General features: G+C 73.4%; 21 protein-coding genes and 3 pseudogenes. 12 read left to right on the forward strand and 12 right to left on the reverse strand.

All coding sequences use genetic code 11. The features are described 5' to 3' along the window. From GCU69_RS00520 to GCU69_RS00545, 6 genes are all read right to left on the reverse strand, one after another. Positions 1-775 (reverse strand): ABC transporter permease (locus GCU69_RS00520; protein WP_156204817.1); only part of this gene is annotated, 775 nt, incomplete at its 3' end. Continuing rightward, positions 772-1689, reverse strand: a complete 918-nt coding sequence (locus tag GCU69_RS00525) for an ABC transporter ATP-binding protein (RefSeq protein ID WP_098750131.1) — start codon at positions 1687-1689, stop codon at positions 772-774. The genes GCU69_RS00520 and GCU69_RS00525, both read right to left, overlap by 4 nt. Positions 1690-2012: 323 nt before the next feature. Then, on the reverse strand, positions 2013-2765 hold the full coding sequence (locus GCU69_RS00530; RefSeq protein WP_156204818.1) for a hypothetical protein: 753 nt from the start codon (positions 2763-2765) through the stop codon (positions 2013-2015). Between the two features lie 172 nt (positions 2766-2937). Beyond that, positions 2938-3987, reverse strand: coding sequence for a hypothetical protein (locus GCU69_RS00535; protein ID WP_156204819.1), 1050 nt, complete (start codon positions 3985-3987; stop codon positions 2938-2940). Between the two features lie 159 nt (positions 3988-4146). Next, entirely contained in the window at positions 4147-5607 is a 1461-nt protein-coding gene (locus tag GCU69_RS00540; RefSeq protein WP_156204820.1) for an RICIN domain-containing protein, read from the reverse strand. A gap of 24 nt (positions 5608-5631) precedes the next feature. Beyond that, positions 5632-7206, reverse strand: coding sequence for a glycoside hydrolase (locus tag GCU69_RS00545; protein WP_156204821.1), 1575 nt, complete (start codon positions 7204-7206; stop codon positions 5632-5634). Positions 7207-7676: 470 nt separating this feature from the next. Between GCU69_RS00545 and GCU69_RS00550 the strand changes: the two genes are divergently transcribed. Together GCU69_RS00550 and GCU69_RS00555 are read left to right on the forward strand one after the other, a co-directional pair. Further along, the gene (locus GCU69_RS00550; protein WP_156204822.1) at positions 7677-8879 is read left to right on the forward strand and encodes an NAD(P)/FAD-dependent oxidoreductase; all 1203 of its coding nucleotides are present in this window, start codon (positions 7677-7679) and stop codon (positions 8877-8879) included. 318 nt (positions 8880-9197) lie between these two features. Then, positions 9198-10094 (forward strand): RNA polymerase sigma-70 factor, encoded by an 897-nt coding sequence (locus GCU69_RS00555; RefSeq protein WP_098750277.1) that lies wholly within the window; start codon positions 9198-9200, stop codon positions 10092-10094. Between the two features lie 269 nt (positions 10095-10363). Here the strand turns inward: GCU69_RS00555 and GCU69_RS00560 are convergent, their stop codons facing one another. Beyond that, positions 10364-10738, reverse strand: a complete 375-nt coding sequence (locus tag GCU69_RS00560) for a cupin domain-containing protein (RefSeq protein WP_156204823.1) — start codon at positions 10736-10738, stop codon at positions 10364-10366. Positions 10739-10811: 73 nt separating this feature from the next. Between GCU69_RS00560 and GCU69_RS00565 the strand changes: the two genes are divergently transcribed. Next, complete coding sequence (locus tag GCU69_RS00565; RefSeq protein WP_098750275.1) at positions 10812-11303, forward strand: MarR family winged helix-turn-helix transcriptional regulator; 492 nt, start codon at positions 10812-10814, stop codon at positions 11301-11303. A gap of 57 nt (positions 11304-11360) precedes the next feature. Continuing rightward, entirely contained in the window at positions 11361-11903 is a 543-nt protein-coding gene (locus tag GCU69_RS00570) for a DUF1707 SHOCT-like domain-containing protein (protein WP_156204824.1), read from the forward strand. A 91-nt stretch (positions 11904-11994) separates the two neighbouring features. Here GCU69_RS00570 and GCU69_RS00575 read toward each other — a convergent pair whose 3' ends face one another. Further along, positions 11995-12519, reverse strand: a complete 525-nt coding sequence (locus GCU69_RS00575) for an AAA family ATPase (protein ID WP_156204825.1) — start codon at positions 12517-12519, stop codon at positions 11995-11997. Positions 12520-12548: 29 nt separating this feature from the next. Beyond that, a pseudogene (locus GCU69_RS00580) lies at positions 12549-12839 on the reverse strand (IS5/IS1182 family transposase); the annotation flags it as partial. A 341-nt stretch (positions 12840-13180) separates the two neighbouring features. Here GCU69_RS00580 and GCU69_RS00585 point away from each other — a divergent pair. Further along, entirely contained in the window at positions 13181-13684 is a 504-nt protein-coding gene (locus GCU69_RS00585; RefSeq protein WP_156204826.1) for a GNAT family N-acetyltransferase, read from the forward strand. A gap of 103 nt (positions 13685-13787) precedes the next feature. On the opposite strand, the gene GCU69_RS00590 is transcribed toward GCU69_RS00585, so the two are convergent. Next, the gene (locus GCU69_RS00590) at positions 13788-14639 is read right to left on the reverse strand and encodes a maleylpyruvate isomerase family mycothiol-dependent enzyme (protein ID WP_156204827.1); all 852 of its coding nucleotides are present in this window, start codon (positions 14637-14639) and stop codon (positions 13788-13790) included. Between the two features lie 368 nt (positions 14640-15007). On the opposite strand from GCU69_RS00590, the gene GCU69_RS00595 reads away from it, so the two are divergent. The 6 genes from GCU69_RS00595 (at position 15008) to GCU69_RS00620 (ending at position 23289) form a co-directional block, all read left to right on the forward strand. Beyond that, positions 15008-15829, forward strand: a complete 822-nt coding sequence (locus tag GCU69_RS00595) for a DUF4394 domain-containing protein (RefSeq protein WP_218037885.1) — start codon at positions 15008-15010, stop codon at positions 15827-15829. Between the two features lie 267 nt (positions 15830-16096). Beyond that, complete coding sequence (locus GCU69_RS00600; RefSeq protein WP_170315744.1) at positions 16097-19285, forward strand: AfsR/SARP family transcriptional regulator; 3189 nt, start codon at positions 16097-16099, stop codon at positions 19283-19285. 269 nt (positions 19286-19554) lie between these two features. After that, positions 19555-20514: an alpha/beta hydrolase family protein gene (locus GCU69_RS00605; protein ID WP_156204830.1), complete on the forward strand. Its 960-nt coding sequence runs from the start codon at positions 19555-19557 to the stop codon at positions 20512-20514. A gap of 131 nt (positions 20515-20645) precedes the next feature. Next, the gene (locus GCU69_RS00610; RefSeq protein ID WP_098750267.1) at positions 20646-21482 is read left to right on the forward strand and encodes a CPBP family intramembrane glutamic endopeptidase; all 837 of its coding nucleotides are present in this window, start codon (positions 20646-20648) and stop codon (positions 21480-21482) included. After that, complete coding sequence (locus GCU69_RS00615; RefSeq protein WP_156204831.1) at positions 21479-22633, forward strand: sensor histidine kinase; 1155 nt, start codon at positions 21479-21481, stop codon at positions 22631-22633. The genes GCU69_RS00610 and GCU69_RS00615 overlap by 4 nt, the downstream gene beginning before the upstream one ends. Next, the gene (locus GCU69_RS00620) at positions 22630-23289 is read left to right on the forward strand and encodes a response regulator (protein ID WP_098750265.1); all 660 of its coding nucleotides are present in this window, start codon (positions 22630-22632) and stop codon (positions 23287-23289) included. The genes GCU69_RS00615 and GCU69_RS00620 overlap by 4 nt, the downstream gene beginning before the upstream one ends. Positions 23290-23316: 27 nt before the next feature. Here GCU69_RS00620 and GCU69_RS33350 read toward each other — a convergent pair. Beyond that, positions 23317-23962, reverse strand: a pseudogene (locus GCU69_RS33350) (response regulator); the annotation flags it as partial. 133 nt (positions 23963-24095) lie between these two features. Next, positions 24096-24293: pseudogene (locus tag GCU69_RS34490) on the reverse strand (ATP-binding protein); the annotation flags it as partial. A 119-nt stretch (positions 24294-24412) separates the two neighbouring features. Between GCU69_RS34490 and GCU69_RS00635 the strand changes: the two are divergent. Further along, positions 24413-24586 (forward strand): peptidoglycan-binding domain-containing protein, encoded by a 174-nt coding sequence (locus GCU69_RS00635; protein ID WP_156204833.1) that lies wholly within the window; start codon positions 24413-24415, stop codon positions 24584-24586. Positions 24587-24879: the final 293 nt, after the last annotated feature.

The raw sequence follows: 24879 nt of genomic DNA on the forward strand, positions 1-24879 counted from the left end.
CGAACGCGGCGGCCAGTACGGCGGCGACCCCGAGGCACATCCCGCCCAGGTTGAGCCAGGGGTGCGGGTATTGCGGGTCGGGGACGGTCGTGAGGACGACGGCCGCGCCCTGGCTCGGCCAGATGGCGAGGATGCCCTCGAGCGAGGAAGGGAAGAGGCCCCCGAAGGCGGGGATCAGGAAGACGATACCCACCAGGGTGGCGAGTGCTCCCGCGGTGGCCCGCATGATCGTGCCGAGCGCGACGGCCAGCAGCGCGATGGCGGAGAGATAGAACCCGCCACCCGCGACGGCGGAGAGCACGCCGGGGTCGCCGAGCCGGGCGCTCGGCACGTCCTGCCCGGCCAGGAGCGCCTGCCCGAGCAGGAAGACGGCGAACATCAGCGCCTGGCCCGCGACCATGGCGGTGGCGGTGGCCACCACCACCTTGGCGGCGAGCAGCCGGTGCCTGCGCGGTGTCGCGGCCAGTGACGTCTGCATCAGGCCGGTCGCGTACTCCGAGGTGACGACCAGGATGCCCAGCACACCGATGATCAGCTGGGCGACGAGGTACGCCGTCAGGCTGAGGCTGGTCGGATCCCAGTCCGCCCGTTCGGCGGCGGTCGCGCTCCGGTACTCCTGTCCGGCGGAGCTCATCGAGAGGGCGGTGATGCCGAGCCCGACCACCATGAGGCCGCCGACGGTGTACCAGGTGGAGCGCAGGCTGCGGAGCTTGATCCACTCCGCGCGGAGGGTGTGGGCGAAGGTTACCCGGGGCGTGGTGGCGGGCGCGCTCATGCGGTGGCTCCCTGGTACTCGACGCTGTCCCTGGTCAGTTCCATGAAGGCGTCCTCCAGCGACGGCCGCTGGGGGGTGAGTTCGCTCAGGGGGACGCCGTGGTAGGCGGCGAGTTTGCCGATGTCCTCGCTGGTCATGCCGGAGACGAGGAGGGCGTTCCCGTGTCCGTCCCGGACGGTGGCCCCGGCGGTGGTCAGCCGGCGCGCGAGGGAGTCCGGTTCGGGCGTGCGGACGAGTACGCTGCCGTCGCCCTCGGCGGCGTGCAGGAAGTCGCTCATGCCGGTGTCGGCGATGAGCCGGCCCCGGCCGATGACGACCAGGTGGTCGGCGGTCTGCGCCATCTCGCTCATGAGGTGGCTGGAGACGAGCACGGCGCGGCCCTCGTGGGCGAGGGAGCGCATGAAGTCGCGGATCCAGCGGATGCCCTCGGGGTCGAGCCCGTTCACCGGCTCGTCGAAGATCAGCACCCGCGGGTCGCCGAGCAGCGTGGCCGCGATGCCGAGCCGCTGCCGCATGCCGAGCGAGAAGCCTCCCGCCCGCTTGCCCGCCACGCCCTCCATCCCGGTCCGGGCGAGCACGGCGTCGACGCGGCGGCGGGGGAGGCCGTTGCTGACGGCGAGCGCGAGGAGATGGTCGTACGCCGTCCGGCTGCCGTGCACCGCACCGGCGTCGAGCAGGGCACCGACCTCGGTCAGCGGGACGGGCAGGTCACGGTGGTGCCGGCCGCCGATGGTCACGGAACCCCGGGTGGGCGCGGCCAGGCCCAGGATCATCTTCATGGTCGTGGACTTGCCGGCGCCGTTCGGGCCGAGGAAGCCGGTCACCTGCCCCGGTTCCACGGTGAAGGACAGGTCCTCCACCACGGTGTCGGGCCCGTACCGCTTGGTCAGGCCCTGTACGTCGATCCTTGTCATGACCGGGATCCTGGCGGGCCGGGCCGGGGGATTCCTGAGAGGTTCTGGGAGGAATCTGGGAATCCGGCGCCCCTGGCGGCGCCCCCGGCCGCGGCCCGCGCCGCGGTGGCGGGACGTTCACAGGAAACCCTGGGATCCGCCCGGGTGCTTCCGGGCGGCGGGCCGTGACCGGACGCGTGTCGGCGCGGGGTCGGCGCGGGGGCCGGTGCGGGGCGGGTGCCGCTTCCGTGCCGGGGCGGCCGGCGGACCGGCCGCCGGCCCGCGGGCGGCGGACGGGTGGGTGACCGGGAACCGGCCGGCCGGTGGCCGGAGCGGCGGCCCGCTCAGCCGGTGAGCTTGGCGTTCTGCGCCTCGACGATCGCCTCGGGAATCCTGGCGTCGCCCGGTGCCGAACTCAGGAACGCGTCGCCGTCGTACGCGAAATAGAGGACGACCCTGTCACCGAACCGGGCGGCCTGGGTGCGGAAGGTGTGGTTCACGCCCTGGACCTCGTAGTTCGCGGCGAAGGCCAGTGACTCGTCGCCGTACCCGGGGTCGGCCTCGGCGCGGACCGAGTCATAGGGGTTGGTCCCGGTCCCCTTCGCCGTGAAGCCGCCGTCGCAGGACCGCACGGCCTCCGCCAGCCCGGCCATGGCGGCTTCGGCCTCGCCGGGCGCGTAGACGGAGACGGTGACGGAGGTTTCCATGCCCTGGTGGTCGTCCTCGTTCACCTCACGGGTGGCGGTGGCCCGCGGATCACCGATGGGCAGGTCGTTCATCGCGTACGCGGCCTGGGCGCATGCCGGCTTGTCGACCTTCAGGCTCTGCTGGTCCTTGGCGATGGCGTGCTTCGCGTCGGGCTTCTCGACCTCGTAACCCTTGAGGTCGGCCGTGGTGAGGAGGCGCCGCGCCAGGTCGTCGGCGGGCCGGTGGGTCTTCGTCCCGGAGGAGGGGGCGGCGCCGTCGGTGTTCCCCTCGCCGGTGCCGCACCCCACCAGGGTTCCGAGGGAGAGCGCGGCCAGTGTGAAGGTGCCCGTGACGGAGGGGCGGCGCATCATGTCGACTTCTCCCTGCGGGTGTGAGGCGTGGTCGGCCACGACCCTATCCGCACGAGCACACCGGGGCGACTGCGGGTGCCGGACCGTGAGCGGAGCGCGACCGGGCGGGCCCGTGGCGGAAGTTGGCGGCGTGCCGCACCGGCCGGGCGGCCCGCCGGCCGCGGGACGCGCCGCCCTGGCTGCGGCAGCGCCGCCGCAGCCAGGGAACGGCTCAGCCGCAGCGCCAGGTCGTCGGCGACAGCTTGCCGGTGGTGGTGTTCTGGATGTACCCGGCCACCGAGCCGTTGTCCGCGGAGACGTACACGCCCACGCGGTTCCCCAGCGTGGCGATCTGGGTGTCCATCCGCCACACGCCGTACAGCACGGCGCCCCAGTTCCACGGCTCGTAGCCGACGCTCTGGCCGGTGCTGTTGATCGAGTGCAGCGAACCGCTGTTGGGGACGACCATCATGCTGCCGTCCTTGTCCCACACCGCGCCGCTGGTGCTGCCGGCCATGCCGGCGACCCGGCCGTTGGAGATCGCCCCGCCGTGGGCCTTGGCCGTGCCCGTCGGGACCGCCAGCTTCCGGGCGCTTCCCGAGCGCCACAGGTACACGGCGGTGGAGCTGACGGGCGCGCCCTCGGGATAGTGGTTGACCAGTACCGTGCCGTCCTGGTCGATGCCGGCCGCCTCGGTATGGCCCGCCGTGGGCAGGCCGCCGGACAGCTTCACGGCGGTGCCGGGCGCGTCCGCGGGCCACAGGACCGCGGTATGGGGGGAGTCCTCCTCGGCCGTCCTGGTCCAGCCGACGATGTCGCCGGTGTCGTTGATGCCCGTGGCGAAGGAACTCCGGGCGCCGGCCGGCAGCGGCAGCCGCTCCAGCTTGCCGTCGCGCGAGCGGAAGGCGCGGCCGATGTTCTCGGCGCCGACCGAGTAGCCGACGACGGTGCCGTCGCGGTTGACGCCGTTCACCGTGATGCTGGCGGAAGGCTCCAGAAGCCTGCCGTAGTCGATGGCCCGGCCGTCCTTCCAGCGCACGACGCGGTTCTCCCGCGTGCCGTCGGCGGAGCTGCCGCTGGATGCCTCCCCGGCGTAACCGCCCTGGCTGTCGGCCGCGTCGACGTTGCCGCTGTCGGTGCCCGCGGGCAGCGGGAGAGTGGTGGGGGTGCACGTCGCCGCTCCCGTGGCGGCGGACGCGGCAGGAGACATGAGGACGGAGGCTGCTCCCACCGCGAGGGCCGTCAGGGCCGTCACGGTCGTCGCCGTACGTCTGGACCGCATGTGAACAACTCCTTCACTGGGTGAACACGGGACGCTCCACCCTCGCAAAGAGGGCTGACGGCGAACTGACGTGCCGGGCGCGGCGGTTCCGGGTGAAGGCGGTGAGGGAGTACCTGACGGCCGCGGGGCCGCGGCGGTTGTGGGGCGACGGCGCCGGGCTCAGTAGGGTGCGCCCGCCCGCCACCACTGCTGGTTGGGGCTGCCCTTGCAGGTGTACTGGACGGCCCGCGCGCCGTCCGCCGTCGAGCCGTGGCGGATGTCCAGGCACCTGCCGCTGTGCCGGGCGGTGATCCGGTGCCGGCCACCGCCGAGGTCGGTGATCCGCCACTGCTGGTTGGCGCCGGTGCCGCAGGCCCGCTGCGTGATCCGCGTCCCGTCGGCCGTCGACGAGCCCGGCACGGTCAGGCACTTGTGGCTGTACCGGACGACCAGGCGGTGGTAGCCGTTGCCCAGGGAGCGCACCTGCCAGTGCTGGTTCTGGTCCTTGGCGACGCCGCAGCTCCGCTGCATCACCCCGGCGCCGTCGGCCCGGGACCACCGCGCGGCCAGGCACTTGCCGCTGTGCCGGGCCCGCAGCTCCTCGTACGCGTGCCCGGAGCCGGCGCCGCGCACCACGCCCGTCGCGGTGTCGACGAAGACCCGCGGGTGCCAGCGCATCGACAGCGTTCGGGCGGAGGGGAACCGGAGCGGCAGCCAGACGTACTCGGAGTCCTTGACCCTGCCGCCCCAGGCGTTCGCATGCCGGTCGCCCATGTAGAGGTACGAGGTCGTGGTACGGCCCCGCACCGGCAGGACGAACGCGGACTGCGAGCCGTAGGTGATGCTGTCGCCGACGTCGGCCTGCCTGCTCCAGGGGCCGGCCATGCTGCGCGCGGTGCTGTACCGGGCCTGGTTGGGCTGCCAGCCGGTGACGCCCGAGGACAGCAGGAAGTAGACGCCGTTGCGCTTGAACACCGCCTGCGCCTCCCGCTGGACACCGCGCAGGGTGGTGACCCTGGCGGCCACCCGGAGATAGTCGGGCGTCAGCCGGAAGACGGTGAGGTCCTGCTGCTTGTTGGTCGTCGAGATCAGGTACGCCCTGCCGTCGTCGTCACGGAAGACGGTCATGTCGAAGGACTTGTACCCCAGGGGGCGGAAGCTGCGCCGGTAGGTGTAGTCGCCGTCCACCGTGCGCGACGTGGCGATGGCGACCCGTCCCTGTCCGAAGTCCCCCTCCTTCCTCTCCTTGCGCAGGAACAGCACGTACTGCCCGGTGCGGGCGTTGTGGACGACCTTGGGCCGCCAGAGGGTGGCCACCCTCAGCTCGCGGGCCGAGGACTGGGTCAGCACGTGGTTGCGGAACGTCCAGGTGCGCAGGTCGGTGGAGCGGTACACCGAGATGTACCGGAAGCGGTTGTTCGGGTGGGGGTTCTCGCCGAACCAGTAGTAGTACCTGCCGGTCTTGATCACGCCGCCGCCGTGCCCGTGCAGCACCCTGCCCGCGGAATCGGTGAACCGCACGCCGTTGGTGACGGTTGCCGGGGCGGCTGCTCCGGGCTCGCCGGCGGCCGGGTGCGCCGGGAGCAGGCCGACGCAGGCGGCGACGGCCAGTCCGATGATGATGTGCAGTGCTCTGCGCATGGCTGAGCCCTTTCGGGAGGGCGGTCAGGGCCGGACGTTGTCGATCTCGATGCTCTGGACGGAGTTGGCGCTGAAGTCGACCGCCAGCCGTTTGCCGCGCACGGGGACCGCGGGGACGGCCGCGTACTGGCGGCCGATGCGGTAGCCCGGGTCGGCGTCGGTCACCCGGCGGCGGACGACGTTGCCCACGGTGGCGAAGCGGGAGAGGTCATAGGTGACCCGCTGCGGGGTGTTGCCGCGCACGGTGACCAGCACCAGGCGGCGGCGGAGCGCGTCGTAGGCGGCCACGGTCGACCGGCTTCCGCTGTCGATGATGCGCATGCCGGGGCGGATGTGGCGGGTGTACTGGGCGAGCACGAAATACTTGTTCGCCACGTACGGGTCGGTGCCCGGGTAGGGGTCCGGCTCACCGAGGGATCCGGCCTTGCGCGTCCGGTCGAAGCTGTAGACGGCTTTGAGCAGCCCCCAGCTGAGCCGGTGCCCGGTGGCCGGATCGGTGATCTGGCCGTCGACCGGCTGCCAGTAGCACCAGGCGGTGGGGTGGAGACGGCGCAGGTCGAGCGCCACGTGGTAGGCGAGATACAGGCCGTGTTCGTACTGCTCGCCGTACTCGCTCTGCCACAGCCGCTTGCCGCTGGCGCGCACGTTGTCGTACAGCGCCGAGCGGGCGGGCCCGTCGTCGTCGTACTGGTAGCCGTGCGTGTTGACCTGGCCGACCAGGCGCCGGGTGTTGAGGGTGGCCATGTTGGTCCAGGTGTAGCCCGCCCGCCGGTACGACAACTCGTCGGAGGCGGCGATCGCTACGTCCCCGAGGCCGCGGCTGTCGAGTTCGTCGCGCAGATGGTGGATGATCCGCTGCTGGACCGGCCGGTCGGGGAGCGCGCCGATGTAGCAGCCCTCGGCCCTGCCGTTGGCCTTGTGCCCGCCCCGCGACGGCTCGTTGAAGGGCTCCACGCTGTCGAACCGGATCCCCCAGTGGTCCCGGGCGTACCGGGCGACGGTGGCGATGTAGCGGGCGTGCTGCCGCTGGTACCGGTCCTGCAGATTCTCGCCGCCGTCCGCCGCGCCGGACGGGTTGTGGTTCCTGCACATCCACCAGATCGGCGAGACGGAGAACATCTGGAAGACGTCCGCCCCCCGGGTGTGCGCGTGCCGCAGCATGGCCCGCTGCTCGGCGTCGTTCGACCAGTTCCAGCTGTCGGGGTCGGCGGGGTCGGAGCTGAGCCAGTTGACCCAGTAGCCCTGCATCTTCCGGAACGCCGGCAGGTTCGGGGAGGCCACCATGCGCGGACCGCCCGGCCAGGCGGGCTGCCACATGCTGGCGCCGAGGTTGTACCGGACGACGTTCAGACCGAGCCCGGGCAGGACGCTGCCGTGATACCGCACCCAGCGGGTGGTGTAGAAGATGTCCGCGAGCGTGCTGTCCCTCCCGAAGACGTTCGCCCACCAGGACAGCGAAGCGCCCCATCCCTGCCACCTGCCGTAGCCGCGGGCCGGATCGACCCTGGTCGTGTAGTCGGCCAGGGCCGGTGTCGGAGCCAGCACGCTCCCGGCCGCGACGGCCGCTCCCAGCCCCAGGACATGGCGCCTCGTTGTCATCTCCGGCCCCCACTCCGCGTCGTGTGACGGTGGCCCGGAGCTCGCCCGGAGTTCCGCCCGGGGCGGGGGTGCGCCGGGCGGGACTCGGGGGTGGGTGTGCGCCGGGACGGTCTCAGCCCGAAGGTAGGGACCCGCAGCGGGAGCGGCACAGCGGCCACTTGGGTGACGGGAAGTCAGGTCCACGGGCCCGCGCTGTGGTTCGCGCCGCGAGCGCCCGGCGGGCTCTCCGCGGGGGTACGGAGCCGCGCGCCGGAGTGAGCTGCCGCACGCGCTGTCACGCCGCCCGGCGGGCTCACGCTGCTCGTCGAGTCCAGCCCGCCGGTCTCGCCCGCCGGGTTCCCGGCATGGGGACCCTCCGGCCCCTGACCGCCCGGCGGCAGCCCTCTCGTGCACGGTCCCGGCGCTCGCATGTCACACCCGCCGGCTGTGCGGTGTCTGAAGGCCGAACCCCCTCGAAAGAAGGAGACACCATGACCGGGAACACCGAGGTGGTCGTGATCGGCGGCGGATACGCCGGCGTCCTGGCGGCCAATCGCCTGACACAGCGCGACGACGTGACCGTGACGCTGGTCAACCCGCGCCCCGTCTTCGTCGAGCGGCTCCGCCTGCACCAGCTCGTGGGCGGGTCCCACGAGGCGGTCACCGACTACCGGGAAGTCCTGTCCGGCCGCATCCGGCTGGTCGTCGGCACCGCGGCCCGGATCGACGCGGCCGGGCGCCGCGTGGCCCTGGCGGACGGCGACACGCTCGGCTACGACTACCTGATCTACGCGGTGGGCAGCGGCAGTGCCGACCCGAGCGTGCCCGGAGCGGCCGAGTTCGCCTACCCGATCGGCACCCTGGAGGAGGCGCAGCGGCTGCGGCCGGTCCTCGACGCCGCGCCCGCGACGGCGGCGGTGAGCGTGGTCGGCGCCGGTCCGACCGGCATCGAGACCGCCGCCGAGCTGGCGGAGGCCGGCCGTTCCGTGACGCTGGTGACCGGCGGGGTGCTCGGCCCGTATCTGCACGCCCGGGGGCGGCGCTCCGTCGCGGGGACGCTGGCCGGGCTCGGCGTGACCGTGCTCGAAGGCCCCGGCACGACGGTGACGGCCGTGACCCGCGACGCCGTGCGGCTCAGCGGCGGCCGCACGCTGCCGAGCCGGGTCACCGTCTGGACCGCCGGGTTCGGCGTGCCGGACCTGGCCGCGCGCAGCGGGCTGAGCACCGACTCCCTCGGCCGCCTCCTCACGGACGAGACGTTGACCAGCGTGGACGACCCGCGGATCGTCGCGGCCGGCGACTCGGCGGCACCCTCGGACCTGCCGTACCGGATGGGCTGCCAGTCCGCGGTCCAGCTGGGCCCGCAGGCCGCCGAGACCGTGCTCAGCCGGATCGCGGGCAGCCGGCCCGCGTCCGTCCACGTGGGCTTCGCCGGCCAGTGCATCAGTCTGGGACGGCGCGCCGGGATCTTCCAGTTCGCCCGCCGGAACGACACCACGACACCCTTCCATCTCGGCGGGCGTGCGGGCGCGCGGCTCAAGGAACTGGTGGTCGAGCACACCGTCAAGCAGTTGGCGTACGAGGCCCGCAAGCCCGGCAGACGCAGCCGGTGGGCGAAGGACGGCCGGCGCCAGGAAGTGCTGCGGTCCCAGCGGGGCGACGCTCCGTCCCGCGCCACGGAGCAGCCGGTCTAGCCGGTTACCTGTGCCAGGCCCGGCCGCCGGCGGAACCGGAGTCCGTGCCGTGCGACGATCCCCCGCTCGTGGGGCGCCGCCGCACGGCACGGGCCGCGGAGACTCCGGCGGTTTCCCCGGGTGGTCCTTGGGCCCCCGGTGGCCCTCCCGGCGGCGGAGCGTCGCCGGCGCGACCTGTCACAGCTGTGTGCCGAGCGGTGTCCCATTCCCGACCGGACCGAACAGCAACCGGTTCACACGGCTGCCGACGAGGATGATCGTGCTGACGCACCGGATCCCCGGCGACCGGAGCCGGCCGCGAAGGAGAAGAAGCGAGACATGAGCCAGAAGGCCACCGACCCGGCGACCGAGACGTTCCTCGCCCATCGCAGCCTGCTCTTCACCGTTGCCTACGAGATGCTCGGATCGGCGGCCGACGCGGAGGACATCCTGCAGGAAACCTGGCTGCGCTGGGTCAAGGTCGACCTGGAGCAGGTGCGCGACCGGCGCGCCTACCTGGTCCGCATCACCACCCGGCAGTCGCTCAACCGGCTGCGCACGATGAAGCGCCGCAAGGAGTCGTACGTCGGTCCCTGGCTGCCCGAGCCGCTGCTCACCACACCGGACGTGGCCGAGGACGTCGAACTCGCGGAGAGCGTGTCGATGGCGATCATGCTCGTCCTCGAAACGCTGTCGCCGACCGAGCGTGCCGTCTTCGTGCTGCGCGAGGCCTTCGACGTCGGCTACGACGAGATCGCGGCCGCCGTCGACAAGAGCCCCGCGGCCGTCCGGCAGATCGCGCACCGCGCCCGCCGGCACGTCGACGCGCGCCGTCCGCGCACGGCGGTCTCCCCGAGCGAGACCCGGAGGGTTCTGGATTCGTTCCGGCACGCGTTCGAGACCGGGGACCTGCAAGGACTCCTCGACGTGCTCGCTCCCGACGTCGTACTGGTGGGCGACGGCGGCGGCGTCAAGCACGCCGCGCTGCGGCCGGTCACCGGCGCCGACAAGGTGGTCCGCATGTTCTTCGGCGGGCTGAGCAAGGTCGAGGGCACGCTCACCGCCGAACCGACCGTGGTCAACGGAAACCCGGCCCTCCTCGTCCGCCTGAACGGCGAGATCGACGGCATCCTGGCGGTCCGTGCCGACGGCGCCCGCATCACCGGCCTCTACTACGTCCGCAACCCGGAGAAACTGTCCCGCATCCAATCCGAGACGCCGCTCAGCCTGCGCTGAGCGCCGTTGACTGCCGTTGACCGGCGTTGACCGCCTTTGACCGGAGGAACGGCCGCGCGGGAACCCGTGGCGAAACGCCCCCCGGGACACGCCCGCCGGGGACAGCCCTCCGGGGACACGCCCCGGCGGCCCGGCGCGGCGACCGGTGTGGTGCGGCGCCCCCGGGGCCCGGCGGCAGAACGCCCGGTCCGGGGAGGCGGGTCCGGGGCCCGGTCGGCTCCCGTTCCCGTCCGGGTCTCCGCGGTGGTCCGGCCGCCCGGGGAGAGGCGTCACTCCGCCCACGGAAGCGGAATGCCGGTGTCGCTGCCGGGCATCAGCGCTCTGCCGCCGACGGCCATGGCGACGAGCGCCGCCCCGGGGCCGCCGGCCGTCCTGAGCTGCCGTACCACACCCGCGGGGAGGATCAGCGCCTGCCCGGCCGTGACCTGTTCGCACCTGCCGTCCACCTCGGCCTCGAACTCGCCCCACAGGGGCATCCACACCTGTTCCCGGTCGATGATGTGCACCGGGGTGGACGCCCCCGCGCCCAGCTCCACACGCCAGGTGCTGATCTCGGTGCTGCCCTGGCTGGGGCCCGCCAGGCCGGACATCGCGCCGGCGGGCGTGACGGTCGTCCGCTGCTCGCTCTCGCTGACCACGTACATGTGTCCTCCTGTGTAAAGTGGCTTGACTTGCAGCGAGTAAAGCCACTTTACATACGTGTGTCAAGATGGACCGATGGAGACCCGCGACCCCCTGGAGACCGGCGACCCCCTGGAGACCGGCGAGCTGACCTTCCTCCTCGGGATGGCCTTCCAGCTGGTCCTCTCCGAGTTCGTGAGCCGCCTGGACGCCGCCGGCTACGCCGAACTCCGCCCCGTCCACGGCCTGGTCTTCCAGGCCCTCCGCGACGCGGGCGCCACGAGCAGCGAACTCGCCGAACACCTCGGGGTCACCAAACAGGCCGCCGGCCAGATCATCGACGACCTGGAGAAGCGGGGATACGTCGAGCGGCAGCCGCATCCGGCCGGTGGCCGCCGCAAGCTCGTCGTCCTGACGGCGAGGGCCCGGGACCATCTGACCGTGGCCGGACGGGTGCTGCACGAGCTGGAGGCACAGCTGGCCCGGCAACTCCAGGAGGCCGGCCTGCGGCTTCCCCGGACCGAGCTGGCGGCCGTGATCCGGACCCTGGCGGGCGACCGGGTCCCGCCGCTGCGCCCCGTGTGGTGACCGGGCGTCGCGGAATCCGCCGGGCGCGTACGGATGCCGCGGCAGTAGAGTGACGCGGTGACCTCTCCGCCGAAGGACCCGCCGTCGCCGGCGGGCGAAAGCGACCGCGACTCGGCTGTACAGCGCCTGCAGGAGGCGTACGTCGAAGGACACATCTCGCACGAGGAGATGGACGAACGCCTCCACCAGGTGCTCAGCGCCGAGACGCACGGCGAACTCGTCACGGCTCTCGCCTCGTTGCCGGAGGAGAACCCCGGCAGCACGTCCACGATCGCCGCCGCCAGTGGACGGATCCGGCGGCGCGGTGCCTGGCGGGTGCCCCGGGTCCTCAAGGTCGACTCCGCGCTGGGCCGGGTGCACCTCGACCTGTCCCGGGCACTGTTCGACAGTCCCGTGGTCGACATCGAGCTGAACCTCGGCACCGGCAGGGCCAGGATCACGGTGCCGCGCGACGCGGTCGTCGACCTCGAGGGCCTGCGCACCACGTGGAAGGACACGCGCTACCGGCCCCGGCGCACGACCGGCCCGGGCGGGCCGGTGATCCGGATCTCCGGAACGATGGGGCTGGGGCGGCTGAAGATCCGCCACGCGAGGCGCTGAGGAGAGGCTTGGGGCCTGTCCGGCGGATCTCTCCGGGCTCGGCGCTCCTGGCCGGCTGCGTTACTGCGCGGCACCAAGGTTGGCCGGACAGTCACGCGAGCGATGGCCACCGGTCGGCGGCCCACTCCAGCCATCCTGACCACCCAGGAGGCGGACCTCCTACCTCGTGTGCACCGAGTTCCGTGGCGTCGGGCTCCTCGAACAGCGTCCTCCAGTGCAAGAGGTCCGTCTCGCTCATCGCGAAGGTCTGATCAGGGGTGGTCGACTGACGATGGGCGATCCGAGCACGTTGGGTCTCATGGTCCACCGGCACGTACACGAGTTGACAGGACGCGCCCACAGACATCACCAGCCAGCGGATCGCGGACCTCTCGTCACGAGACCAGCATCCGAAATCCAGGACCACGTTCGTTCCCAGCCTCAGCGCCTCCAGACCCAGCCAGAGCAGGCGTCCTTCCAGCACATCGCGCTTCCCGGCCGGCTGCGGATCGCCGAACAGTGGGAGCATCCACTCATCCGGCGTCAGCCGCAGCGCGTTGTGCTCCTCGGCCAGCTGTCGAGCCCTCGTGGTCTTTCCGGCCCCGGGCAGGCCAACCGTCAGGAACAACGTCGTCACGCCCAGATCTTGTCACGAAGGCCAAGTGATCACGGCTTGAGCCAAAGGCGGATCGAAGCCACGGTGACGGTGCCGTGGAAGACATAGGCGCGCTTGTCGAATCTCCTGGCCACGGCCCGGGAGTTCTTCAGCGCGTTGATCGTTCGCTCAACTTCGTTCCTGCGCTTGTAGATCGTCTTGTCGAAGCCGACGGGCCGGCTGCCCCTGCTGCCGCGGCGGTGGCGGTTGGCCCGCTGGTTCTTCGGCTCGGGGATCGTGTGCTTGATCTGGCGTCGTCGCAGGTAGCGGCGGTTGCGGCGGGAGGAGTACGCCTTAGCTCCGCCGAGTTGGCGGTGACTGCCCCAACGTCCCCCGCGGAGCGACTTCGGCAGCTGCGGCTTCAGCCGGACCCATGCGTCTCTTGTGAGATCTCCCCGCCCCATACGCATGCCAACGAACCAGGACCGAGACGGTCACAAGACCCGCCGGACAGGCCCCCGGCGCCCCGCCCGGCCGTGTGCGGGGCCCGGCCTGCCGTACCACCGCCCGTCCGGGCCGCGGATCGGCCGGCGGACACGTTTCCGGCCGGGACGGCCCGCCGCCCCGTGGCCCGCGTCCCCGGCCGGCCCCGGCTGAACGGGCCGGGCGTGGTCCGTGATGACCCGTGAGGCAGGGTAGGGGCATGCCTGCGTACGAGACGATGCCGTTCCACCTCCGGACCGAGCGGCTGATACTGCGGCCCTGGGCGGAGGCGGACGCCGCCGAGTTCAGCGCCCTCCTCTCCGAACGCGGCAAGGGCACACCCGCGGTCGAGCACATCCGGACGTCCATCGCGGAGCTGCTCGCCGCGACGGCGGAGACGGGGATCGCCCTGCTGCCGGTCCAGCGCCGCGCCGAGGGCGACTTCATCGGCTACTGCGGGTTGATCATCGGCCGCTCCACCCTGGAGGAACCTGAAATCGCCTACGAGCTGTTCCGGCGCGCGCACGGGCGTGGCTACGCCACCGAGGCGGCCGGGGCGGTGCTCGACGCCGCTGTGGCGACCGGGCGGAAACGGCTCTGGTCGACCGTCGGCGCGTGGGACACACCCTCGCTCCGTGTCCTGGAGAAGCTCGGATTCGAGCGGGACCACGTCTCCACGGAGGAAAACGGTGAAGTGGTGTGGCTGACCCGCGCGTTGCCGTGACGCGGGGGCGGCACCCGCACCCGGGTCCGCCGCACCCGCACCTGTGTCCGCACCGGCTTCCGCCGACAAGGTCCACGGGTCCACGGCCGGGCCGCCGGCGCCCTCAGTAGACGATGGACACGATCCGGCAGACGGCCTCCGCGAGCCGGGGCTCGCCCCGGACGTGAGCGCGGGCCAGGGCCGTCGCGGGACCGACGCCGCGCGTGCACAGCCGCCAGGCGGTTTCCGGGTCCAGCCCGACGGACGCCGCCAACCCGTCGCCGGGCGGTTCGGCCGGAGACCAGCCGTACGCGGTGGCGGTGACGGTCCACCTGCCGCCGGCCGGTCCGTCGACCACCACCTCGACACCGGTCCCGGCAGGCGCCGGGGTGTCCCGCAGGGTGTGGGGCAGGGCCCGCATGAAGGTGTCCAGGACCGTGGACCAGGCAACCGGTTCCGGGTCGGTGCCACGGCCGGTGGCATGGCGGATCTGCTGGCGGTGGGTCCAGTACTCGGTGAACTCGCGGGCGATGTCCAGCCAAGCCGGTGCCGGGTCCGCCCCGGCCCAGGACACGCCGAGCGCGGGTGTTTCGAGGTCGGCGCCGGCGAACCGGCGGACGAGTTCGGTCCCGGCCGCCTCCAGGGCGTCGACGAGCGACGCGGAGCTGTCGTCGGCGTGGAGGTCGACCCATTCCTGATTGGTGCGGTGGATGAACGCCTTTAGGGACTCCCCGGGCGCGAAGGACCGCCGGTAGCCGCCCCTCGTGCTGCCGAGGCGGGCGCACTGGTCACCGAGGATGTGCGCGGCCATGTCGTGCACGGTCCAGCCCGGGACCGCCGGCTGGCGCCAGTCGGCGGGCCGCAGAGCGCGCAGGGTGCCGAGCAGCGCCTCCAGCTCGGGCCCGAAGAGCGGCCGGGCGTCGATCGGCTCGCCCAGCTGGGCGGTGCCGGGCACACCGGGGGACTGCGGATTCATGGGCACCAGGCTGTCAGCCAGGGAGCCCGGCCCGCCATTGAATACTCGCTCCCCGGTACGGAAGGGCGGCTGCCCGCGTCCCGCGTTCGTCAGCTACGGACGGGCCGCGGGCCCCGGGCGGCGGAACGGGACCGGAGGGCCGGCCCCGCGGCGGGAAACCGCGTCGTGCCGGGTCCGGGGAGCTGGCGCGGCGGACCGTCCAGTCACCGTCCAATGGACGTCCAGTCCCGCCGCATAGCTTGTGGCCGTCAGCGGTGGCCGGGGCTGCGACCACGCCGGAGTGCCTCTGCCACGTCACACGCTCATCGGAGGGGGAAGAATCCATGAAATCGGGGATCAAGAGGAGAACCGCCGCGGCGGTCACCGTGATGTCCGCCGTGACGGCGCTCGTCGTGGCGTCGCCGGGCAACAGCTCGGCCGTCCCGGCCGCCGACAGTCTGCGCGCGTACGGAATCTCGGCGGACGGCACGCTGATGGCCACGTTCACCACCGACCGGCCCCAGGTGCTCGACTGGGTCAGGACCGTCACCGGGCTCAGCGGTGACGCCTCCTTGGCCGGGATCGACTTCCGCGTGCAGGACAAGACCCTGTACGGCGTCGGCGACAAGGGGGGCATCTACACGATCACGATGCCGCCGGTGACCGAGGACGTGGTGGTCAAGAAGGTCTCCCAGCTCGAAGTCGTGCTGTACGGCACGAACTTCGGGGTCGACTTCAACCCCGCGGCCGACCGGCTCCGGGTGATCAGCGACAACGGCCAGAACCTGCGGCACAACCTCGCCGACCACAGCACGATCGAGGACACGACGCTCACCACGCCGCCCGCCACCGGGCCGGCCAAGGGCGTCACCGCCGCCGCGTACACCAACAACGACCTCAACGCGGACACCGCCACCACCCTCTTCGACATCAACACGACCACGGACCAGAACGTCATCCAGTCGCCGGCCAACGAGGGCAAGCTCGCCGCTACCGGTGCGCTCGGCGTGGACGCCGCCGCCAACGCGGGCTTCGACATCTTCAGCGACCTGACCAGCGGCAAGACGACGTCCGTGACCGGCTTCGCGGCACTCGGGAACGGCTCGGTGTCCAAGCTGTACACCGTCAACCTGTTCACCGGAGCCACCGCCGCCGTGGGGCAGTTCCCGCTGAACATCACCGACATAGCCGTAGCACTCGACACGAACTGACGCGTCCGCGCACCTGCCGGCCATCGGTGAGCCCGCCCCGCATCCCCGGGGGCGGGCTCGCCGCCGTCGGCTGCCGCCCGCCCGCCGCACACCCGGCACGACACGCCCCCCGGCCCCCGCCCGCTGGCTACCATGGCTCCGAAGAGCGGTCGGAAGAGCGGCATGCCGCCGCCGGTGCCGTCCGGCGGCCGGGCGGCTTCGGCACACGGCTGGGGACACCGCGGGGCCGCCTTCCGCGCACGGCAGTGTGCCGAGGGGGGACGCGCCATGCACGTGCAGGTCCTGGGCCCGTTGGAAGTCCGGCGCGGCGACGCCCGGATCGAACTCGGTACACCGCAGCAGCGTGCCGTGCTCGGCCTGCTGCTGCTGGCGGGCGGCCGTCCGCTGTCGCGCGCCGAACTGGCCGACACCCTGTGGGGCGACAGACAGCCGCGCAGCGCCGCCAATCTGATCCAGACCTATGTGAAGCGATTACGCCACCTGCTGGAGCCCGGCCGTCCCTCGCGCACCGCGAGTACGGTCCTGCCGCGCCTGGGGGAGTGCTACGCGCTGCGGCTGCCCGGGGACGAGGTCGACCTGCCGCGCTTCCGGCGGCTGGCCGCAGAGGCCGAGGCCGCGCACCGGGAGCGCGACCCGAGCCGGGTGGCGGCGCTGCTGGGTGAGGCACTGGGCATGTGGCAGGGCCCGCCCCTCGCCGACCTGCCGTTCCTCGCCACCCATCCGGCGCTGGTCGCGCTGACCCGGGAGCGGCGGGCCGCGGTCGCCCGGTACGGGGAGGCGCTGATCGCGGCGGGCGGCGCCGGAGAGGCGCTGTCCGTGCTGGCCGAGGCGGCGGCCGAACAGCCGCTGGACGAGGGCGCGCAGGCCCGGCTGGTGCGGGCGTACGCCGCGGCCGGCCGGCGCGACCTGGCGTTCGCCGCCTGTCTGGACACCCGCCGCAGGCTCGCCGACGAGCTAGGTGTCGACCCCGGTCCCGAGCTGACGGCCGCGTACACGGAGCTGCTGCGGGAGCCGGACGGCGTGCCGGCCGGCCTCCGCGGACCGGGCCCCGGCCGCGGCGCGCACCCGTCTCCGGCGCCCGGCCCGCCGGACTCTCGGACACCCGGCCCGCCGGGATCTCCGGCTCCGGGCGCGCCGGGGTCTCAGGCACCCGCGCCACCGCCCGCTCCGGATCCCGGCCCGGCCGGCCCGTGGCCCGATCCGCCGCCCCCGCGCCCGGTACCCGCGCAACTGCCCGCCGACGTCTACGGCTTCTCCGGCCGGACCGCGGAACTGCAGGCGCTCGACGACTCGTTCCCGGCGGGAGAACCGCCGGCGGACGGCCCCGCCGCCCTGGCCGTCCGGGTGATCTCCGGCACCGCGGGGGCGGGCAAGACCGCCCTCGCGGTGCACTGGGCGCACCGGGCGCGCGACCGGTTCCCCGACGGCCAGCTCTACGTCGACCTGCGCGGCTACGACCTGGACCGGCCGATGCCCTGGGCCGACGCCCTCACCGGATTCCTCCGCGCACTCGGGCTGCGCGGGGCGCACATCCCCCTGGACCCGGACGAGCGCGCCGGCCGGTATCGCACCGAGACGGCCGGCCGCCGCATGCTGGTCGTCCTGGACAACGCCCTGTCGGTGGAGCAGGTCCGGCCGCTGCTGCCGGGCTCACCGTCCTGTGCCGTCCTGGTGACCAGCCGGGACCGTCTCGCCGGGCTGGTGGCGCTGAACGGCGCCCGGCGGCTCGGCCTCGGACCGCTGCCGCCCGGCGAGGCGGTCGCGCTGCTGGGCCTGCTCGTCGGGGAGCGGGCCGGCACGGACCCGGCGGCCTGCGCCGCTCTGGCCGAGCAGTGCGCGCGGCTGCCGCTGGCCCTGCGCGTGGTCGCCGAACTGGCCGTGTCCCGCCCGGGGGTGGCACTCCGTGAACTGGTGGCGGAACTCGGCGACCTGCGGCGCCGGCTGGACCTGCTGGACGTGGGCGGGGATCCGCGCGCCGCCGTACGGACGGTGTTCTCCTGGTCGTACCGGCAGCTGCCGGTGGCCGCGGCCCGTGTCTTCCGGCTGCTGTCCCTGCATCCGGGACCCGATTTCGGTGTTCCCGCCACCGCGGCCCTGACCGGGGAGAGCGAGGAGGACGCGGCCCGCGCGCTGGACGGGCTGACGCGCGCTCACCTGGTCCGCTCCCCGCGCCCCGGCCGGTTCGCCCTGCACGACCTGCTGCGGGCCTACGCCGACGGCCTCTCGCACGGGCACGACGGGGAGGACAGCCGCCGCCGGGCACGCACCCGCCTGTTCGACCAATGCCTGGCCGGCGCCACGGCCGCGATGGACCAGCTGTACCCGGCCGAACGCCACCACCGTCCGCCCACTCCGGGCTCCCCGCCCACTCCGGCCACTCCGGCCACCTCGCCCACTCCGGCCACCTCGCCCCCGGCCCCGGTGCGGGACGCCGCGGCGGCGCGGGCCTGGCTGGACGCGGAGCTGCCGGTCCTGGGCTCGCTGTGCGCCGCGGCGGCGGACGGGCCCCTTCCGGAACAGGCCGTCCGGCTGGCGGCCGTCCTCTACCGCCATCTCGACGGCGGCCGGCACGCCGAAGGGCTCTCCTTCCACAGCCACGCGCTGCGCGCCGCCGAGCGGGCCGGGGACCTCGCCGGGCAGGCCCACGCCCTGACGAATCTGGGCGCCGTGCACTGGCGCCTCGGCGAGCACCGGTCCGCCGAGGAGCACCTGCGGCGGGCCCTGGACCTGCACGAGAGGACGGACGACCTCGCGGGCCAGGCGCGGACCCTCTCCAACCTCGGCAACGTCCACTGGCGCGTCGGCGGCCACGCATCCGCCGCCGACTGCCAGCGGCGCGCGCTGACGCTGTACGAACGCGTCGGCGACCAGGTCGGCCGGGCCCGCACGCTGACCAACCTCGGCAACGTCTGCCTCCGGCAGGGGGAACTGGACACGGCGGCCACCCACCAGCGCGGGGCACTGGCCCTCCAGGAGATGACCGGTGACCGGGTCGGCCGGGCCCGCACCCTGGTGTTCCTCGGCACCGTCCGGCTGCGCCAGGGCCGCACCGAGGACGCCGCTCGCCATCTCCACCAGGCCCTGGGGCTGTTCCGCGAGCTGGGGCACCACGGCGGCGAGGCGTACGCCCTGACCGGTCTCGGTGACGTCTGCCTGCGGCAGGGGCGCTACGACCTGGCCGCGGAGCACCACCGGCGGGCGCTGCGGCTGTTCGGCGCCACCGGCGAGCGCTACGGCGAGGCGGCCGCCCTCAACGGGCTGGGTGAGGCGCTGTGCGGCGCCGGACGGTACGCGGAGGCGCTGACGCGGCACGTCGGGGCCGGTGCGGTAGCCATCGCCACCGGGGAGCGCGACGAACAGGCGCGCGCCCGTGCGGGCGCTGTCCGCGCCCGGGTACAGGCGGCCGGCGGCGACACGTCCGTACCGGTGTTCACACCCCCGCAGATCAGCAACTGACCTCCGCCACCGGGCTGTCCGGCCGTGCGGCGGCTCCGACGCCCGTGCTGCCCTCGACCGCCGGGACGGAGCCGGTCCGCGCCCGTGACGGGCCGGTCCGAGGCCCACGAACGCCCCCGCGGAGGGACGTTGACATAGCGGAACGTTGTTCCGTATCGTAAACGGAACAACGATCCGCTTCGCCGTTCGCGAAGCCGGGCGTTTCTGACCGCCTTGCCGCCGCCGGCCCGACGAACCGGCGGCGGAGGCTTTGAAAGGACCCACACCGCATGAGCGAAACGACTTACCCGGCCGGCGTCTCCGTCCCGCCCGCCCCCGTCCTGTCGGTCAGTCCGGTGGTGCTGCCCGCTCCGGGCCGCGCCGTCGACCTGGCCCTGCGCGTCTCCGCGCCCGTGACGGGGAGCGAACTGCCGGTCGTCCTCCTCTCGCACGGCCAGGGCTACTCCAACCACCTCTCCTCACTGAACGGCTACGCCCCGCTCGCCGACTTCTGGGCCGCGCACGGCTTCCTCGTCATCCAGCCCACCCATCTCAGCTCGAGGACGCTGAACCTGCCGGCCGACACCCCCGGGGCGCCCCTGCACTGGCGTTCACGGGCCGAGGACATGTCGCGCGTCCTCGACCGGCTCGACGCGGTCGAGACCGCCGTGCCGCAGCTGCGCGGGCGCGTCGACCGGGGCCGGGTCGCCGTGGCCGGGCACTCGATGGGCGGGCACACCGCGAGCCTGCTGCTGGGCGCCCGGCTCACCGATCCGGACGACGGGACGGAGGTGAACCTGGCCGATCCCCGGATCACCGCGGGCGTCCTGCTGGCCGCGCCCGGCCGGGGCGGCGACGCGCTCGCCGGGCCGGCGGCCGAGAATTTCCCCTTCCTCTCGACCACGGACTTCTCCGCCATGCGGACGCCCGCGCTCGTGGTCGCCGGTGACAAGGACACCTCCGGTCATCTGACGGTCATGGGCCCGGACTGGCACACCGACCCGTACGTCCTCTCCCCGGGGCCCAAGTCCCTGCTCACGCTGTTCGACGCGGAGCACGGGCTCGGCGGGGTCTCCGGATACGACGTGGCCGAGACCACGGACGAGAACCCCGCACGCGTGTCCGCGGTCCAGCGGCTCACCTGGGCCTACCTCCGCACCGCGCTGCACCCCGGGGACCCCGCGTGGCAGGCGGAGTGCGAGGCGCTGGCCTCCGGCCCCGACCCGCTGGGCCGGGTCGAGTCCAAGTAGGCCCGGGGCGCGTCCCCCGAGCGAGCTACCCGCAGGTGTCCACCGGGTGGTGACGATTTCCGGCCGCCGGATCCGTAGCGTCCCATCCAGCCGCGGCGCTCCGGCTGCGGATCCGGCAAAAGGGAATCTTCATGAGACTGATCTGGCAACTGCTGGCAGTGACGGCGGTCGCTCTCGTCGGCGGCCTGAGCGCCGCCGCGGTGCAGGACACCTGGTGGCTCGCGGCGGTCATCGGCCTGCTGACAGCCGTACTGGCGGTGCTGGTCTACGGGTGGGTGGTGCGGCGGACCGAGCACCGCCCGTGCACGGAGGTGGCCCGGGAAGGAGCCGGGGCGGCGCTCGGCCGGGGAGCGCTGATCGGCGTTTTGATGTTCGCTGCGGTCATCGCGAACATCGCGCTTCTCGGGCACTACGAGGTCGACGGCCAGGGTTCCGTGACGGGTGCGGTGGGACTCCTCGGCTTCATGGCCGCCGCCGCGGCGACGGAGGAAGTGATGTTCCGCGGCGTCCTGTTCAGGATCGCCGAGGAACGCCTGGGCACCTGGATCGCGCTGGCGCTGACCGGTGTGCTGTTCGGCCTGGCGCACCTGCCCAACGACAACGCCACCGTGTGGACTTCCGTCGCCATCGCGATCCAGGCCGGCGGCATGCTCGCCGCCGCATACGCCGCCACCCGCACCCTGTGGGTCCCGATCGGCCTGCACTTCGGCTGGAACTTCGCCGCGGCCGGCATCTTCGGCACGGCGGTCTCGGGCAACGGCACCCCGCAGGGACTGCTGGACGCGGCCACGTCCGGCCCGGTGCTGCTCAGCGGCGGCGACTTCGGCCCGGAGGGCAGCCTGTACGCGGTGCTGTCCGGCCTGGTGCTGACGCTGGTGTTCATGTGGCTGGCCCACCGGCGCGGCCGCATGGTGCCCCGCCGGCGGCGCGCCGGCCGGGCCGACGCCGCCACTACACTTGCCCGGTGATCAGCCTGCGGCAACTCCCGGAGCGGTGGCGCCGGTTCGACGTCACGGTCCGGGACCTCCCCCTCGGACTGCTGCTCCTGCTCGGGTCGCTCCTGCCGATGGCCCGGAACCACGGGACGGAGCTGGGCGAGCTTCCGGACCGCCCCTTCGACGCCGTGGCCTTCCTGGCGGTCGCCCTCGAATGCCTGCCGCTCGCCGTGCGCCGGCGGTGGCCGGCCGTCTGCCTCGTCCTGGTGTCGCTCGGCTTCGCCGCCGACCAGCTCCGCGGCTATCACGCGTTCGCGGGCACCGCGCTGCCCATCGCGCTGATCAGCGCCGGCGCCCATCTCGAACGCCGCCGGCGCGCCATCGCGATCCTCCTCTCCGCGGCGTACGTGCCGCTGGCGGTCGCGCTCGACCGGCTCGGCTCGGGGGAGGGGGTGGACGGGTTCGTGACCTTCTACCTCGTGCTGGTCCTCGCCTGGGGCATCGGGGCGTGGCTGCGCGCCACCCGCGCCGAGGAGGCCGAACGCCGCTCCCGCGTCGCCGAGGAGTCCCGCGCCGCCGAACGCACCCGCATCGCCCGCGAACTGCACGACGTGGTGACCCATCACGTGACGGCGATGGTCGTCCAGGCCGAGGCCGCACGCTATCTGACCGCTGCCCCCGACCGGCTCGACCAGACCCTGACGGCCGTCAGCGACACCGGCCGGCGGGCCATCACCGACCTGCGGCACCTTCTCGACCTGCTCCATCCCGGCCACGGCGCCCCGGCCGGGACGCCGCACGTCGGCAGGTTCTTCACCCTGGTGGAGCAGACTCGCCTGACCGGGCAGCCGGTGGAGTTCACCGAGCGGGGCACGCCCGCGGAGTCCGCCGGCAATGCCGGCCTCGTGGCCTACCGGGTCGTCCAGGAGGCCCTGACGAACGCGCTCAAGTACGCCCACGGCAGCCTGACCACGGTCCGGGTGGACCACGGCGAGCAGGAGATCACCGTGGAGGTCGGCACGGACGGTTCCGGTGCGCCGGCCGGCTCGCCCGGCGGGAGCGGAAGGGGCCTGGCCGGCCTCCGGCAGCGGGTCGGCGTCCTGGGCGGCGACTTCAGCGCGGGCCCGCGACCGGGCGGCGGCTTCGTCGTACGGGCCCGGATACCCGCGGGCAGCCCCTCGTGACCGCGCCGGTCCGCGTCCTGGTCTGCGACGACCAGTTCCTCGTGCGCACCGGACTGGTGACGATCATCGACGCCCAGCCCGATCTCGAGGTGGCGGGCGAGTGCGGGGACGGCCGGACCGCGGTCGACCTCGCCGGCCGGCTGAGTCCGGACGTCGTGGTGATGGACGTGCGCATGCCCGTGCTCGACGGCATCGAGGCCACCCGCCTGCTGGCCGGCGCCGGGGTGCCGCATCCGGTGAAGGTGCTCGTGGTGACCACGTTCAACCTCGACGAGTACGTGTACGAGGCGCTGCGCGCCGGCGCGAGCGGATTCCTGCTCAAGGACGCGCCCCCGGCCCAACTGCTGCACGGCATCCGGACCGTGGCCAAGGGCGTGGCCCTGCTGGACCCGGAGGTGACGCGCCGGCTCGTCGGCAGATACGCCGCCCGCATCCGGCCCGCCGGGGACGCCCCGCAGGACATCCCGCTGACCCCCCGCGAACTGGAGGTGCTCCGCCTCATCGCGGACGGCCGCTCCAACAGCGAGATCGCCGCCACCCTGCAGATCAGCCAGGAGACCGTCAAGACCTTTGTGTCCCGCATCCTCACCAAGCTCCGGCTCCGCGACCGCGTCCAGGCGGTGGTGTACGCCTACCGCCAGGGGCTGGTGACCTGACGGGCCCCGCCGCTGGCAGGCGGGGCTGCCCGGGACGACCAGACCGGCCTCGTGGGCGACGACGACGGCCTGGGCGCGGCTGTCCGGATCGGGCTTCGTCATGGTGCGGTTCAGATGCGTCTTGACGGTCGCCTCGCTGATGAAGAGCTTCTCGGCGATCTCCGCGTTGGACAGCCCCCGGGCGGTCAGCCGCAGCACCTCGCGTTCCCGCCCGGCCGGGCGCCCAGGTCCGCGGGTGTCTCGGGGACGGGCTCCGAATGCTTCACACACGCCTCGATCAGCCGCCGGGTCACGGCCGGCGCGAAGAGCATGTCACCCCGCGCGACCGCGGTGGTCGCGTCGATCAGCGCTCCGGGCCGGTGTCCTTGAGCAGAAAGCCCGAGGCGCCCGCGCGCAGGGCCGCGTACACGTACTCGTCGAGATCGAAGGTGGTCAGGACCAGGACGCGCGGCAGCGGGTCGGCGGCCTCCGCCAGGATGCGCTTGGTCGCCGCCGTGCCGTCCAGTCCGGGCATGCGGATGTCCATCAGGATCACGTCGGGACGCTCCCGGGCCGCGCACCGCACCGCCGCTTCCCCGTCCGCCGCCTCCCCGGCCGCGTCGATGCCCGGGGCCGCCCGCAGCAGGGCCACGAGTCCGGCCCGGATCAGGCACTGGTCGTCGACCACGAGCACCCTGGTCGTGCCGGTGGTTCATCCCCCCGGCGGTCGGTGGGCGCGGGTGCGGTCGGCAGGGTGAGGCGCACACCGAAGCCCCCTCGGCCCGCGGACCGGCGTCCACGGCTCCGCCGCAGAGCCTTGCGCGTTCCCGCATACCGATCAAGCCGTGCCCGGACGTTGACGGGAAATCGACCGGGGCGGCGCGGGTCCCGCTGCCGTTGTCGGAGATCCGCACCACCAGGTCCCGCGGCCGGTACTCGACGTGCACGGTCGCGTCCGCAGGACGGGCGTGCTTGATCACATCGGTGAGCGCCTCCTGGGCGACGCGGTACGCGCACAGCTCCACACCCGGCGGCAGCGCCGGATTTCGCCGGACGTCCGCAGCTCGACTCGGACTCGTCCCGGCCGTACGTCTATCCGGGGCAGACGGGCGCCAAGGTCAAGCAGGTCCAGTGCCTGATCAACATGTACAGCGACTACGCGTACTGGCTGGACGAGGACGGCATCCACGGTTCCAAGACCAAGGCGGCGGTCGGCTACGTGCAGCGCTGCAACGGCACGACCGGCGGTGTCGACCACATCGTCGGCCCGAGCACCTGGTCCCGGCTGTACAGCCGCAAGGCGGGCTGCGCGTTCTGAGGCGTCCCGCAGCGGGGGACGGGCGGCGCACCGGCCGGTGGGGGGCCGGTGCGCCGTCGTGCCGTCGGCCGTCCGGCCTGCCGCCCCTGCCGCCTCCGCCCCCTGCGTTTCTCCGGCTCCGGCGCGGACCGGGACGGGGGAGCGGGAGCCGGATCCCGGCCCGCCTGATGCCGGATCCCGGCCCGCCCGATGCCGGAATCCTGCCGGAGCCGCGCGGTGGACGCGGGCGGGGCGCCGGGGCGGGGCGGGACCCGCTCCGCCGTGCCCTCGCCGTGCCTCCGCCGGGCCCCGTC

Origin of the sequence: Streptomyces lycii, from assembly GCF_009735685.1 — a bacterium.
Lineage (GTDB): Bacteria > Actinomycetota > Actinomycetes > Streptomycetales > Streptomycetaceae > Streptomyces > Streptomyces lycii.

Coding starts and splice junctions, on each gene's coding strand:
- GCU69_RS00525 (WP_098750131.1), bottom strand. CDS start 1,689: ATGACAAGGATCGACGTACAGGGCCTGACCAAGCGGTACGGGCCCGAC.
- GCU69_RS00535 (WP_156204819.1), bottom strand. CDS start 3,987: ATGCGGTCCAGACGTACGGCGACGACCGTGACGGCCCTGACGGCCCTC.
- GCU69_RS00540 (WP_156204820.1), bottom strand. CDS start 5,607: ATGCGCAGAGCACTGCACATCATCATCGGACTGGCCGTCGCCGCCTGC.
- GCU69_RS00545 (WP_156204821.1), bottom strand. CDS start 7,206: ATGACAACGAGGCGCCATGTCCTGGGGCTGGGAGCGGCCGTCGCGGCC.
- GCU69_RS00550 (WP_156204822.1), top strand. CDS start 7,677: ATGACCGGGAACACCGAGGTGGTCGTGATCGGCGGCGGATACGCCGGC.
- GCU69_RS00555 (WP_098750277.1), top strand. CDS start 9,198: ATGAGCCAGAAGGCCACCGACCCGGCGACCGAGACGTTCCTCGCCCAT.
- GCU69_RS00560 (WP_156204823.1), bottom strand. CDS start 10,738: ATGTACGTGGTCAGCGAGAGCGAGCAGCGGACGACCGTCACGCCCGCC.
- GCU69_RS00565 (WP_098750275.1), top strand. CDS start 10,812: ATGGAGACCCGCGACCCCCTGGAGACCGGCGACCCCCTGGAGACCGGC.
- GCU69_RS00585 (WP_156204826.1), top strand. CDS start 13,181: ATGCCTGCGTACGAGACGATGCCGTTCCACCTCCGGACCGAGCGGCTG.
- GCU69_RS00590 (WP_156204827.1), bottom strand. CDS start 14,639: ATGAATCCGCAGTCCCCCGGTGTGCCCGGCACCGCCCAGCTGGGCGAG.
- GCU69_RS00595 (WP_218037885.1), top strand. CDS start 15,008: ATGTCCGCCGTGACGGCGCTCGTCGTGGCGTCGCCGGGCAACAGCTCG.
- GCU69_RS00600 (WP_170315744.1), top strand. CDS start 16,097: ATGCACGTGCAGGTCCTGGGCCCGTTGGAAGTCCGGCGCGGCGACGCC.
- GCU69_RS00605 (WP_156204830.1), top strand. CDS start 19,555: ATGAGCGAAACGACTTACCCGGCCGGCGTCTCCGTCCCGCCCGCCCCC.
- GCU69_RS00610 (WP_098750267.1), top strand. CDS start 20,646: ATGAGACTGATCTGGCAACTGCTGGCAGTGACGGCGGTCGCTCTCGTC.
- GCU69_RS00635 (WP_156204833.1), top strand. CDS start 24,413: ATGTACAGCGACTACGCGTACTGGCTGGACGAGGACGGCATCCACGGT.